We start from the raw sequence: 13,265 nt of genomic DNA, 5'->3' as shown, positions 1-13,265 counted from the left end.
ATTCGGGAAGGCGACGGTGTTCCATTTGAAAATTCAAAATTCCCATTACCGCATGACGCTTTCGGAAGAGACGGGGACGTTGACGTCGTTCTCGAACGGAAGGAAGGAATTTGTCGTAGATTGCGGTCATGAAGCGTTACTAACGATTCGACTCCGGGATGGACAGGGGAACGTGGCCGATGTCGCGTCGGGCAGAGCCTTGTGGTTGCCGGACGATCCAACCCGCAGCGGAGCGCGGTACCGGTTCGAATCGTTGGGCGGACTGGCGATTCACGCCGATGTCGCGATCGAGTGTCCTTCCGACGATCCGCGCAGCTATTGGCATCTTACGGTGCATAACGACACGGAGTTGACGATCGAATGGATCGACTTTCCTCGAGTCGTGGTTCCGAACGACTTGGTGGCTGCCGGGGGAGATGCCAGAATTTTATGGCCGGTCGGCGAAGGCGTCTTGATCGAAGATGCGCAATTGCGAGATGCCACCTGGCTGAACTATAAACCGTTGGGGTATCCGAGCAAAGGGTGGGACGGATATTTCCCATGCTCCGCGCAAACCCAGTTTATGGCGTATTACGGCGAAGGCGGAGGTCTGTATTTCGGAGCGCACGACGAGAACGCTTCGGTTAAAATGTTAGAGTTTTATCAAACGGAGCAGGGCGTTCGGTTGGAGCATCGGGTGTTCGCCGGAGCAGCCGGCCGGGGCGAATTCCGGATGGGGTACCCGGTCGTCCTCGGCGTGTTTGACGGAGATTGGCACGACGCCGCGGATCTGTATCGCGAATTTTATTTGCATTCCGGAATCGAGAAGCCTCCCCGGCTGATCGACAACTCGAGCATCCCGGACTGGATGAGGGAATCCCCCGTCGTCGTAACGTACCCCGTGCGCGGGCGCAAGGATACCGGAACGATGGAGCCCAACCCGGATTATTACCCGTATACGAATGCCCTGCCGCACCTAGCGAAGCTGTCGGAGGAGCTCGACAGCAAAGTAATGGCGCTGTTAATGCAATGGGAGGGAACGGCTCCGTGGGCTCCGCCCTACGTATGGCCTCCGTACGGAGATTCGGAAAACTTCGCCAAGTTCGTCGACGCATTGCATAGAAGCGGCAACCTAGCCGGAGTGTATGCGAGCGGGATAGCCTGGACCAACGAAAGTTTATTAGAGCCGCAGTACAATCGAAGCCGCCAGTTCGAGGAAGAACGGTTAGCGGATTCGATGTGCGTGGGGCCGGGCGGCGAATTGCTCCATTCGTTAATTTGCAACGGAAATATTCGGTGGGGGCACGACATCTGCGTATCGACCGAATTCGCCCGCGATGTCGTTCGGAACGAGATCGTCAAGATCGCGGAAAGCGGTTGCGATTATATACAATATTTCGATCAGATGCACGGCGGGGGCCCGTGCTTCTGCTACAGCGCTGAGCACGGGCACCCTCCGGGACCCGGGATTTGGATGAAGACGCATATGGAACGTCTGCTCGGACAGCTTCACGAAGCGTTGCGGGAGGCGGGACGCAACGTCGTCTTGGGTTGCGAATCGGCCGCGGCCGAACCGTATATCCGCCATCTCATGTTCAACGACGTCCGATTCGAGATTAACCTTTTCTATGGAAAGCCCGTTCCGGTATATGCTTACCTCTACCATGAATTCGTGAACAACTTTATGGGGAACCAAAACAATTCGACCACGGTAATCGATATTGAGAAATCCCCGTTGAACTTGTTGCAGCGAATCGCATACTCCTTCGTCGCCGGCGATATGCTTACCGTTGTCCTTAAAGACAAGGGGCAGATCCATTGGGATTGGTGTACGGATTGGGAGGTAGAGCCGCCCGAACAAGAGCCTGTCACCCGGCTTCTCCGCACGTTGAACGCGTGGCGTCGAGGGGCGGGGAAACCGTATTTATGCTACGGCAGAATGCTTAAACCTTTGCCAATCGAAGGCGTCTATCCCGTACCGCTGGTAATGAAGGACGGACGACGCGTCGAATATCCTTCCCTCATGACCAGCCGATGGGTATCCCCAGACGGTCGGACGGCCCAAATCGTTGTCAACTACACCATGGAACGGCAAAGCTTTACAGTGCCTGAATGGAGCGGCGAGTTCGTTCGAACGCTGCCTGCCGCCGATGGGCTTGAAGGGCATCTCTTCGCAGGGAATGCCGGGTTGCCCTTCGATATCGAACCGCTGTCGGCCGTTCTGCTGGAAGAGGGGGACGGTGGCGGACGGTGAAGATGCTTCATCTAATCAGCAACGCCCACATCGACCCCGTCTGGCAATGGGAGTGGGAGGAGGGGGCCGCGAGTGCGGTGTCGACCTTCAGAGCGGCCGCCGATTTTTGCGAAGAGTTCGACGGGTATGTCTTCAACCATAATGAAGCGCTGCTCTATGAATGGGTACGGGAATACGAGCCGCCTCTGTTCGAACGAATTCGTCGGTTGGTCTCCGAAGGGCGTTGGCATATTATGGGGGGCTGGTTTCTGCAGCCGGATTGCAACATGCCTGCTGGCGAGTCTATCATACGGCATATCTTGACAGGGCGAACTTATTTCCACCAATGGTTCGGGATGAAGCCTGCGACGGCGATCAATTTCGATTCGTTCGGTCATTCCAAGGGTCTAGTACAAATCTTGAGAAAATGCGGTTTTCACTCTTATCTTTTTTGCCGCCCCGGGGAAGACGAGATGGAGCTGGAGAGTCCGGATTTCCGATGGATCGGGTACGATGGATCGGAGGTGCTAGCCCATCGGGCGTTCGATTACTATAACTCGGAACTCGGCGGCGCCTTGCGGAAGACGCGGAAATGGCTTGAGACGCATCCGGGGCGCAAGCTCGGGTTGTTGCTTTGGGGGGTCGGGAACCATGGGGGCGGACCATCGCGTCAGGACCTGCGCGATCTGAACGCATTGGCGGAGGAGTCGGAAGATCGCCGCATCGTCCATTCGACGCCCGAGGCTTATTTCGCCGCCTTGCGAGCGAGCGGAGACGAGGAGAAGCTTCCCTTGCATGGACGGGATCTGAATCCGCATGCAGTAGGGTGCTATATCTCCCAAGTCAGGGTAAAGCAAAAACACCGCCTCCTGGAGAACGAGCTGTTCGCGACGGAGAAGATGTTCTCCAGCGCCGTTCTGCAAGGATTGCTCGACTATCCGTCCGCTGCGTTTCTCGAGGCGACCCGCGATCTGATGATCGCTCAATTCCACGACATCCTCCCGGGCTCTTCCGTCGAAACCGTGGAGGAGGCGTCGCTGCGGATATTGGATCATGGGCTCGAGGTCGTCTCCCGCTTGAAGGCTCAGGCTTATTTCGCCCTTGCCTCCGGGCAGCCCGCAGCTCGCGAAGGGGAGTATCCGATTCTGATCTACAATCCCCATCCGTTCCCGGTCGCCGGCATCTTCGAATGCGAATTTCAATTGCCGATCGCTCGTACGGAGGGATTCAGCGAGCCCGAGGCGCGCATGAACGGGACGCCTATTCCATGCCAAGTCGAGAAGGAATTGGGGAATATGAAGCTGGACTGGCGCAAGCGCGTCGTCTTTCATGCGACGTTACCGCCGTCTCAAATGTCTAGAATCGATTGTACGGTTCAACTTCGAGCGCGCAAGCCTTCCCTCCCGACGGGTCTCGACGCGGACGGGAACTTCCGCTTTGCGACCGGGGAGCTGGACGTGGTCATTAACGGGAGGACTGGCTGGATCGACCGCTACGTCGCACGGGGCATTCCCTGCTTGGGGGAGAGAAGCTTCCGGGCTATCGTACTGGAGGATAACGATAGTCCGTGGGCGCATGACATTCGGGCGTTCGGTCCGGAAATCGGAGAGTTTACGCTATTGGACCCATGGCGAGGGGCAGCCTTTTCCGGCTTGCGCGGGGAATCCCTCCCATCGGTTCGGGTGATCGAGAACGGCGAAGTACGGACTGTCGTCGAAGCAGTGTTCGGCTACGGGGACTCTTATCTATGCCTGCATTACAAGTTGCCGAAGCAAGGCACCGAGTTGGAGATTGTTATACGCGTGTACTGGAACGAGAAGAGTAAACTTCTTAAGCTTTCGGTTCCGCTCACATTCGAAGCGGAGCGCTACGTAGGGCAGGATATGTTCGGCGTCGCGGAGCTGCCTCGCGCGGGAGAAGAGACCGTATCCCAAAAGTGGGTGGGCCTCGTATCGGAACGCGAACATGCGGCGCTCACCTGCATCAACGACGGGACGTATAGCTCCGATTATCGGAACGGCGAGCTGCGCCTGTCGCTGTTGCGCTCACCGGCGTATACCGCCTTCGCGATGGATGGGAACGACATCTTGGCCAAGGATCGGTTTATCGCCCGGATCGACCAAGGGGAACGCCTCTTCCGTTTCCGAATTAACGCGGGGACGCCGGAGGAACGTCTGGCTCGCGTCGACAGGGAAGCGGCCGTTGCGAACGAACGTCCATACGCGCTGTCGTTTTTCCCTGCCGGCTCGGGCGCGAGGCCGTTGCCGTCGATCGTGCTTGACGATCCGTCCATACAACTTTCGGCCTTCAAGAAAGCGGAAGCGAGCGAGGACTTTATCATTCGACTGTTTAATCCGACCGACGGCCGTATGGAGACGACCGTCCGTCTCCCTCCATTGGGAATCGTCGCTCGGATTGCGTTCCTGCCATATGAAATAAAGACCTTCCGGGTGGATCGCTCGAGACGCGGGCTCGCGGAGGTAAGTTGTACGGAAGAGGAGCTTGAGAAGTCATAGGAGGAAACGGGATGTACAAGGTCATCATTACGGACAGCGCGTTCTCGACCGACGGACCGGAGCGCAAAGCTTTGGAAAAGCACGGGTGCACGCTTGTGCGCTTTCAATGCGCGACGGAAGAGCAACTCATCGAGGCAGGAAGCGGAGCGAAAGCGGCGTTAGTGCAATATGCGCGCATAACGCGCCGCGTTCTGGAGGCGTGGCCGGATTGCGAAATTATCGTTCGTTACGGGATCGGATACGACAATGTCGATATAGCGGCGGCGGCGGAACTTGGAATTCAAGTATGTAACGTGCCGTCCTATTGCCTAGACGAGGTGGCCGATCATACGTCCGCTTTGCTGCTTGCCGCACTACGCAAGATCGTTCCGTTCCACCGGGGGGTAAAGCAAGGGGTTTGGGATGTAGAGAAAATCGCTCGGCCGATGCAAGCCTTCGGCGATACGAAGATCGGACTGCTGGGGTTCGGTCGAATTGCCGTTCGAGTCGCGGAACGATTATTGCCCTATCGATTTCAAATCATGACGTTCGATCCCTATGCGAACCGGGATACTGCGGAGCGGATGGGGGTCAGGGTGGTGGGCGATTTGGAAACGCTTCTTAAGGAAGCGGATGCCGTATCGCTTCATGTGCCGTTAACCGACGAAACGCGGCATCTCATGAACGAGCGAACGATCTCCCTGATGAAACCGACGGCCTTGCTCGTCAATACGTCTCGCGGCGCGCTGATCGATTCGCTCGCATTGGCGAACGCATTGAAGGAACGTCGCTTGGGCGGGGCGGCGTTGGACGTCGTCGAGCACGAGCCGCTTCCGCTGAATCATCCGCTCGCTTCTTGCGAGAACGCGATCTTCACGCCGCACGCCGCATATTACTCGGAACGGTCGATCGAACGCCTGCAATATCAAGCTGCAGAGGAGATCGTCCGATGGAAGACGGGGGAGCCGTTGCTCTCCCCGGTAACCTTAATGAAACCGTAGGGGGAGAAAACGATGACGAGCCGGGGACCCATCGACAATTTAGGAATTCCGCCATTGGCCGGGTTGTGCACTTACGAAGAAGCCTGTCGCGTCGGATTCGATGTGGATGCGAACGTCAATCTGCTCAAACGTTATAATTATGCGAGCCGGCGCTTGCATGAGTCGCTGGTCGCGCATGTGCCGAGGACGCCGGAATGGGAGGTCAAATGCGCGATGGGCTTGCATCAGTGGATACTGGCGGAGCATTGCGCATGGATTCGCAGACGGGTCTCCGAGATGCGGGAACCGCCGCTACACTTGGACCAATGCCCCGATCCGAAGCTAGAGTTGTGGATGGAGGAGACGATCCGTGCCGAGAGCACGGTAGAGCTTTTGACCGGTATCTACAGCGTCGGTATACCCGAGCTGATCGAGACCTACCAATGGCATCTTGAGCGTACCAACCCGATGATCGACCATCCGACTTGCCGCATCCTTAGACTGATGCTGTCAGAGCTCGAGTCCATGGCGACATGGGGGAAACAAGCGTTGTCCGCAATCATTCGAACGGAGTCCGATGCAACGTCGGCGAAAGATTGGGAAGACCACGTTCGCGCATATTTGGCGGAAGCCGGCGGCATTGCCGGGGAACCGGCGCGCTTCGCGGCGGCGCCCCTCCCAACGCCACGGTCCAATGGAGAGCCGTACGAGATGGACGTCGTTCCGAAGCGAGACGCGAGGTTCACGGATCCCTACAACCAATCCGCGTTAATCGATGAATACTACAAAGACGAATCAAGAGCACCGGACGAGCGAACTTACGCGTTATTGTATAAGCGGCTACGGGAGATGGACGTTCCGGAATATATGGCACCCATTATTTTTAAGACTAAAGGGAAACCATGGGAGTATTACGCTGATCTGGGTAGGCAGCTTTGGGACGAAACGCGTCATGCGATGATGGGGGAAGTGGGTCTGTATCAGGACGGTGTACCGTTCTACCGGTATCCCATTGACCTCAAAACTTCCCTGACCGCGAATACGCAGCTCGAGCCGCTTCAAGCCCACCTTATTTTGACCGGGATCGAGCTGAGCCTCATGCCTAAGAAAACGGGGAAGCGCTTCGAGTGGGTCATAGCAAAATCGTCCGGCAACGACCTGGCAGCTACCATTCAAGACTACGACTGGGCAGACGAAGTGTTGCATGCGCAAATCGGTAGGAGATGGCTGGTCCCCGAATTCGGCAGCTTGGAAAAATTGCAGTCCGCGTATGACGAGCTTTGGCCCCGTTGGTGGGCGTTGTCTTTGGAGAAGAGGGCACTATCGGAACAGAAGGAGTGGTGGAGCGAATTCCTCCGCGAAATTCGTGCCAGCAAATTGGCTAAATAATAAGAAAGAGACGGCCCTTCTCCGCAATTCATTTGGAGAAGGGTCATCATCGTTATAGTTCGCGTTGCAGTTGAATTGTGCTGCCCCGTGCCGGATATGATATCGGATCAAAGATGTTACAATAATCCTGAAATTATTAAGCATACTTTCAGGAGTAGGGCTGTGATCCCCGCCGCCATTAAGGGACCCGAGGGGACGCCTTTCAATAACACGATCCCCACAATGGACCCGATGACGAGACCCGCGATGAGCTCCGGTTCGCTCTTGAGCAGTAGCAAGCCTGTCCCGTTCGTGTACGTGGCAAGCGCGCCGCCTGCGAGCGCCAGCAGCCCCGGCGCGCTCGTGAAGATCGAGACGACGTCCTTCCGCGTGATGCGGCCGTTCAAGAACGGGACGAGCACGCCGATCGTCAGCAACATCAAGCCGATCTCCAGCCCTCTCCGCTCGATGATCGGCAGGATGCGGTCCAGCTCCAGCAGCTTCACGATCAACAAGAGACAAGCTGCGGTTGTAATGTTTCGGGACCGGCCGACGAGGCCGATCACGATCAAGCCGACCAGAAACAATTCCCCGTCCATTGCCCAGACCCCTGTCCACTCGATTACCCTAGTCTATGAACGATTCGGCGCCAAGTAGAACAGGTGGGGCCGGTTTCTGTCCGGCCTCATCCTCGTTTGAACCTTAGCAACGGCTTATGTTACAGTAAGCATCGATCGAAGCCGCAGGTCGGGCGATCATCTTGATCCGAAGGGAGCCCTAAACCGAATGAATATACGAAATACGCTCGCCGGGATGCTGCTCGCGGCCGCGGCGGTATTCGCCGCAGGCTGCGGGACCGGGAGCGAACCGGCGAACATGGAGACGGTTACCCTTACGCATGTGCATGGATTGGCGTTTACGCCGGATGGAAAGAAGCTGATCGTGCCCGCACATGACGGACTGAAGCAGTACGAAGGCGGCGCATGGGCTGCCGCGGCAGGGCCCCGCCACGATTATATGGGCTTCTCTATGGCGGACGATGGTTTCTATAGCAGCGGGCACCCCGAGCCGGGCTCGGAGCTGTTAAACCCGCTGGGCATCGTGAAGAGCCGAGACGAGGGCGAACGATTGGAGATTCTCGGCCTTCACGGGGAAACCGACTTTCATCTGATGACCGCAGGGTACGCCTCGCACGTCTTATACGTATTTAATCCAGGGCCGAACTCGCGGATGCAGACGGCGGGACTTCACTATACGACGGACGAAGCGAAGACGTGGTCGCGCAGCCATGCCGAAGGCCTGCGCGGGGAACCGCTGTCGATCGCGGCTCACCCGTCCGATCCGGCCGCGGTGGCGGTAGGCACCGATAAGGGGCTGTTCGTCTCGCGCGATTCCGGGCATACGTTCGAGCCGGCGCTGGAAGGAACGGCCGTAACGGCGCTTCATTATGCGTTCGACGGCCGGTTGTACGCCGGCGGCGTCGAAGCGGATGTCCCTTATGTGCGCTTCTTGGACGCCGGAGGGACGTCGTGGTCCGCGCTGAACATACCGGTCCTCAGGCAGGATGCGGTCGCTTATATCGCCAGGAGCCCGACGCAGCCGGAGCGGCTCGCGTTCGCTACCTTCGGCAAGTCGGTGTACCTCAGCGCGGACGGCGGCGCGACGTGGGACGCGATCGCGGAGCAGGGCGAGGGCGAGGCGTCGTCGGCGCACCGCGATCGCGCCCATGGCGATCATGACCATGGCGGTCATGACCACGGAGAGTAAAAACTTGTTCCTGAAATTCCCTTGACACGACACCGTATGGAGTCGTAATATTGGGATACCAAACGGTGTCCAATTTGACTCTTAAATAGGGAGAGACCGCCGATGAACGCTGGCGCACCGACGCGCGATGTTTTCCATGCGATTTCCGACCCGACCCGCCGCAAGCTCATTCGTCTCTTGGCCGACGCGGATGAACTGCCGCTCAATCGGCTGGCGGCGCATTTCCCGATCGGCCGCACGGCAGTCGCCAAGCATCTGGCGGTTTTGAAGGAAGCCGGTCTCGTGACCGAACGGAAAGTCGGCCGGGAAACGCGCAACCGCCTCAACCCGACGCCGCTTCGGGAAATCCGGGACTGGCTGTCCTTTTACGAACGATTCTGGACAACCAATCTGCAGAAGCTGGATTATTTATTGAGGGAGGAGTCGGAATGAGCAAAAATCTTTCTTTGGATTATCGATTTCATAGTTCGATAGCGAAAGTGTGGGCAGCCCTCACCGACTCGAATACATTGGCCAAGTGGGTCATGGACAACGATTTCAAACCGATCGTCGGCCACCGGTTTCAATTCCGGCAGCAGCCGTACGGCGATTGGGACGGCATCATTCATTGCGAAGTGCTGGAAGTGGACGAGCCGCGCCGGTTATCTTACACCTGGGTCAGCGGCGGGGAGAACACGACGATCGTCTGGACGCTGCAAGAGGGGGAAGACGGAACGGTCCATTTGCACCTGGAACAAATCGGCTTCGCTAAAGATCAGGCGCTCGGAGGCGCGAAGTACGGTTGGACGAACATGTGCGGACGGCTGGAACGCGTCTTGGCCGAGTCATAGTTATAAGGAGGGGACGGCATGTCCTATATTGTCGATTTTCAAAAGGTATCCGCGGTCGGGTTGGAGTCTTCGCCCGTCGCCGACGCGCTCGCCGGTTTACGCGCGAACGAAGCCCGCTACTTCATGAATAAGTATAAACATACGTTTACGGTCGTACCGGCGGGCGAAAGCCAGGAGACGGTCGAGTACGTGCGGAAAATTCTAAAAGAGGAACGCAATATCGAGTTTGCGGCGAAACCGTTGGAAACGTCGCGGTTTCAAGTGGAAAATATCGACTGGGCTTTCGTCTTCTATGAAGACGGTTTAGAGGTTAACGTTCTATATACGATAGACGATCCGAAGAAGCGGGCCGTCGGTTTCAAGCTTTCCGAAGGGATGGAAGTGCCGAAGGAGTTAGCGGAGAAGTTTAAGTTCGCTAGACAAAAGTCGAAGCTGGCGGGGACGATTCGGGGTTCGTTTTTCGTGATCAAAGGCGAATATTGAACATGCAAGGAAAACGATAAGAGCACTATCCGGACAGAAACGGCTGCCATGAAAGTAGGCAGCCGTTTTCATGTTTAGCGAACGAAAAAATTTTTGTGCAACTTTTGTGCAAACGATTGTTCATATTTCGATTCCGGTTGACGTATTTTTAACGGAAATGGTACAATTTTCACGGATGGAAACGGTTGCATTTAGGCGGTCCATCATATTTTTCGGCCTTTTAGTGCAAACGATTGCGCATTATTGCACATGGGTCCCTGCCGTACAGAAAACTGCGGAGAAGGAAGGGAAGAAAGTGTTGAGACAACGAAGGTTGAAAGCGGTTGCGTTGACGCTGATTTTCAGTTTGTTGGTCGGTTTGTTATCCGGAATCGGTCCGAGACATGTCGTTCGGGCGGCCGGACTTTCGGTAGACGGGGCGAAGGATGAGGCGTGGACGGCGATGGAGCCCGTCGCGATTTCGCCGGAAGCCGGCTGGTCCGGGTTCGATATCGGCAACGTATACATAGCGAACGACGAGGAATATTTGTACTTTTGGGTGGATGCCGTGAACGTTCCGAACTGGGGCGATCACGGTCAATATATAAATCTCGCGTTGCAGGTGAACGGAGCCGACTCCGGGATCGCCGGCAACCCGTGGGCCTCGCAGTTTCATTTCGGCGGTACGGAAGCAAAACCGCAGTACCATGTCGTTATGCGCGTTAGGAACGATACGGAAGTAAACTGGGCCGCGGTATACGCCGCTTCCGACCTCGGGACGCCGCTGCTCGCCAGCGACGATCTCAAGGGCGCTCAATTCGCGATCGACCGATCGGCAGGTTTCGAGGGAAAAATTCCGCTTTCGATCTTGAACCTGCAGCATGGAGATACGATTCGCCCGATAGCGGTGCTAAGCGGTAACAACAGCGCCGAGCACGGCGCGTTCGACGTCGCCCCGCGCGCCGAAGGCAATACGATCGCCGACGGTTGGAACGCGAGCGGGGCCCCGAACGCGCAGTCCGTATACGGGTCTCCGGCGACGATCTCCCTTCCGGGAAGCGAAATTCCGGAATTGCCGCCGATCGTAAGCCCGACCTACCACGAAGACGGCACGGTTTCCGTCTTTACGACGTCCGCGTCCGACGAGCATTGGATTAACGGGAATTTTCCGGCGACGGGCGGTTGGGCCGCGTTCCAGCCGATGCAGAGCGTCGGGACGTTCCTAGCGAACGGAGAGACCGTTCAGCTGTACCGATATACGTTTACCTCGGCAGACGTACAAGCGACAGGCGGGATCCTGCAATACAAGTTTAGTCCTGTGAACGCTTGGAACGGAGACTATATCGACCGATTCAATCATGCCCCGCTCGTGGACGGGAACTCGGCGGTGCATTACCTTTTCGTAGAGCCGAACGTACTCCAGGTCGAGCCCGGCGGGTCGGCGGCGGTAGAGGCGTACAGGTTCTTAGCGGACGGGACGAAAGAAGAGCTTACCGGCGGCGTAGCTTGGATGTCGAGCCAGCCGGACTGGGCCGCGGTAGACGCGCAAGGAATCGTCTCCGTAAGTCCGGACGCCGTCCCCGGCCGGACGTTCGAAATTACCGCCGAACGCAGCGGCGTGACCGTCGGCAAAAGCTATACGGTTGCAGCCGAGGTCGTACGAAGTCCGGCGGTCAACGACGACGGCACCGTCACGTTCAACAACAATACGCATACAGGGGAAACCCTACATCTCGTCGGCAGCATGAACGGCTGGAACAACGAAGGCATTGCGATGACGAAAAACGAGCAGGGCGTATTTTCCGTTACGATTCCGTTAGATACGGGAAGGTACGAATATAAATTTTTCCCTGTATCCGGCTCTTGGGACAATGGGTTTACCGACCCGCTGAATCCGCATACGGCGAACGGCAATTCGCTGCTGTTCGTACCGGGGCTTACGGCGGCGCCATCCGACGAGACGGTTTCGCCCGGGGGGGCCGTACAGTTCAGTGCCGCATTCCTGGCGTCGGACGGCAGCGAAACGGCGGTCGCTCCGGAGTGGAGCCTTGGCGCAGGGGCAAGGGAAGGGGTAAGCATCGATCCGGCGACAGGGCTGCTTACGATCCAGCCGTCGGTCGTTCCCGGCGCGAACGATACGGTGACGGCCGTCGCCACTTACGAGCACGGCGGCAGAACGTATACGGCGCAAGCGACCGTGACGCTCGCATCGCAGACGACGACGTTCGTCGTCCATTACTTCCGCTATGACCAAAACTATGCGGATTGGAATCTTTGGGCGTGGCTCGACGGCCGCGAAGGCCAAAGCTTCCCGGCCGCGACGGAGACGATCGACGGCAAGGCGTGGGCGCGCATGAAGGTCGACGTCGCCGGCGACGCAAGCAAGTTGAATTTTATCGTTCGGAAAGGAAATTGGGCGGAGAAGGAATTCAGCGACCGTTCCATAACGGCCTCGGACGGCTTCGGCGAAGTTTGGGTCGTGGAAGGCGACGAGGAGCTGCACGATGCGTACCTCCCGTCCTTGACCGATCCGGCCGTGCGCGGCGCGATCGCCGACGAAGCCGGAACGATCAAAGTGCTGTTGACCAACAAACCGCTGAGGTACGACACGTTCGAGGTGTGGGAGGGGAATCGGAAGCTCGGCGGCGTCTCCGCCATGGGAGCGCATGACCGGGCGGTCGCGATTACGCTGAACGAACCGATCGCCGACGTGAGGAACGTGTATACGGTGAAAGACGCGTCGGGCGCGTTTAAGGAGAAACGGGTGTTGATGCGCGGCATCTTGGACCGCTTCGTCTACGCGGGGGCGGATCTCGGCGTAACGTACGGTCCGGAGGCAAGCGCGTTTAAAGTGTGGGCGCCTACGGCGTCTGCCGTCTCGGTTGCGCTCTACGCGAACGCGGCCGCCGCAGATCAAGCGCCGGACCGCCTCGCGCCGATGACCAGGGACGACGAAACCGGCGTATGGTCGGCTGCGGTCGAGGGCGATTGGGAAGGCCGGTATTATCTTTACAAAGTCGAGTTCGCCGACGGGACAACGACGTACGCCAACGATCCGTATGCGCGCGCCGCCTCCGCGAACGGGCTGAAGACGGCGATCGTCGACATGTCGACGACCGATCCGGCGCATTGGAATCCGGAATCGAAGCCT

General features: G+C 57.7%; 10 protein-coding genes. 9 read left to right on the top strand and 1 reads right to left on the bottom strand.

The window, feature by feature from the left end; translation table 11 throughout:
• Positions 1-25: 25 nt before the first annotated feature.
• From VEZ38_RS16520 to VEZ38_RS16505, 4 genes are read left to right on the top strand one after another with little or no spacing between them, the layout of a single operon-like run.
• Positions 26-2,233, top strand: a complete 2,208-nt coding sequence (locus tag VEZ38_RS16520; protein WP_324895366.1) for a DUF6259 domain-containing protein — start codon at positions 26-28, stop codon at positions 2,231-2,233.
• Between the two features lie 2 nt (positions 2,234-2,235).
• On the top strand, positions 2,236-4,728 hold the full coding sequence (locus VEZ38_RS16515; protein WP_324895408.1) for a glycoside hydrolase family 38 C-terminal domain-containing protein: 2,493 nt from the start codon (positions 2,236-2,238) through the stop codon (positions 4,726-4,728).
• An 11-nt stretch (positions 4,729-4,739) separates the two neighbouring features.
• The gene (locus tag VEZ38_RS16510; protein WP_324895364.1) at positions 4,740-5,708 is read left to right on the top strand and encodes a C-terminal binding protein; all 969 of its coding nucleotides are present in this window, start codon (positions 4,740-4,742) and stop codon (positions 5,706-5,708) included.
• A gap of 12 nt (positions 5,709-5,720) precedes the next feature.
• On the top strand, positions 5,721-7,076 hold the full coding sequence (locus VEZ38_RS16505; protein ID WP_324895362.1) for a hypothetical protein: 1,356 nt from the start codon (positions 5,721-5,723) through the stop codon (positions 7,074-7,076).
• 116 nt (positions 7,077-7,192) lie between these two features.
• Here VEZ38_RS16505 and VEZ38_RS16500 read toward each other — a convergent pair whose 3' ends face one another.
• Positions 7,193-7,654 carry a DUF441 domain-containing protein gene (locus VEZ38_RS16500; protein WP_324895360.1) on the bottom strand — a complete coding sequence of 154 codons (462 nt, stop codon included), beginning with the start codon at positions 7,652-7,654 and terminating at the stop codon, positions 7,193-7,195.
• 187 nt (positions 7,655-7,841) lie between these two features.
• Here VEZ38_RS16500 and VEZ38_RS16495 point away from each other — a divergent pair, with 187 nt between their 5' ends.
• The 5 genes from VEZ38_RS16495 to VEZ38_RS16475 all read left to right on the top strand — a co-directional run.
• Positions 7,842-8,822 carry a F510_1955 family glycosylhydrolase gene (locus VEZ38_RS16495; RefSeq protein WP_324895358.1) on the top strand — a complete coding sequence of 327 codons (981 nt, stop codon included), beginning with the start codon at positions 7,842-7,844 and terminating at the stop codon, positions 8,820-8,822.
• 102 nt (positions 8,823-8,924) lie between these two features.
• Complete coding sequence (locus VEZ38_RS16490; protein WP_324895356.1) at positions 8,925-9,254, top strand: metalloregulator ArsR/SmtB family transcription factor; 330 nt, start codon at positions 8,925-8,927, stop codon at positions 9,252-9,254.
• Positions 9,251-9,652 (top strand): SRPBCC domain-containing protein, encoded by a 402-nt coding sequence (locus VEZ38_RS16485; protein ID WP_324895354.1) that lies wholly within the window; start codon positions 9,251-9,253, stop codon positions 9,650-9,652. Before VEZ38_RS16490 ends, VEZ38_RS16485 begins: the two co-directional genes overlap by 4 nt.
• 18 nt (positions 9,653-9,670) lie before the next feature.
• Entirely contained in the window at positions 9,671-10,135 is a 465-nt protein-coding gene (locus tag VEZ38_RS16480) for a phage tail protein (protein WP_324895352.1), read from the top strand.
• Positions 10,136-10,433: 298 nt separating this feature from the next.
• A partial coding sequence (locus VEZ38_RS16475; RefSeq protein ID WP_324895350.1) for a pullulanase-associated domain-containing protein occupies positions 10,434-13,265 on the top strand: 2,832 nt, incomplete at its 3' end.

The sequence above is a fragment of the Paenibacillus sp. genome (assembly GCF_035645235.1).
Taxonomy (GTDB): domain Bacteria; phylum Bacillota; class Bacilli; order Paenibacillales; family YIM-B00363; genus Paenibacillus_AE.
This window is presented reverse-complemented; position numbering and strand designations above follow the sequence as displayed.

What these genes read in the sequence shown, in the direction of transcription:
- VEZ38_RS16515 (WP_324895408.1), top strand. Translation starts at nt 2,236, where the DNA reads ATGCTTCATCTAATCAGCAACGCCCACATCGACCCCGTCTGGCAATGG.
- VEZ38_RS16510 (WP_324895364.1), top strand. Translation starts at nt 4,740, where the DNA reads ATGTACAAGGTCATCATTACGGACAGCGCGTTCTCGACCGACGGACCG.
- VEZ38_RS16505 (WP_324895362.1), top strand. Translation starts at nt 5,721, where the DNA reads ATGACGAGCCGGGGACCCATCGACAATTTAGGAATTCCGCCATTGGCC.
- VEZ38_RS16500 (WP_324895360.1), bottom strand. Translation starts at nt 7,654, where the DNA reads ATGGACGGGGAATTGTTTCTGGTCGGCTTGATCGTGATCGGCCTCGTC.
- VEZ38_RS16495 (WP_324895358.1), top strand. Translation starts at nt 7,842, where the DNA reads ATGAATATACGAAATACGCTCGCCGGGATGCTGCTCGCGGCCGCGGCG.
- VEZ38_RS16490 (WP_324895356.1), top strand. Translation starts at nt 8,925, where the DNA reads ATGAACGCTGGCGCACCGACGCGCGATGTTTTCCATGCGATTTCCGAC.
- VEZ38_RS16485 (WP_324895354.1), top strand. Translation starts at nt 9,251, where the DNA reads ATGAGCAAAAATCTTTCTTTGGATTATCGATTTCATAGTTCGATAGCG.
- VEZ38_RS16480 (WP_324895352.1), top strand. Translation starts at nt 9,671, where the DNA reads ATGTCCTATATTGTCGATTTTCAAAAGGTATCCGCGGTCGGGTTGGAG.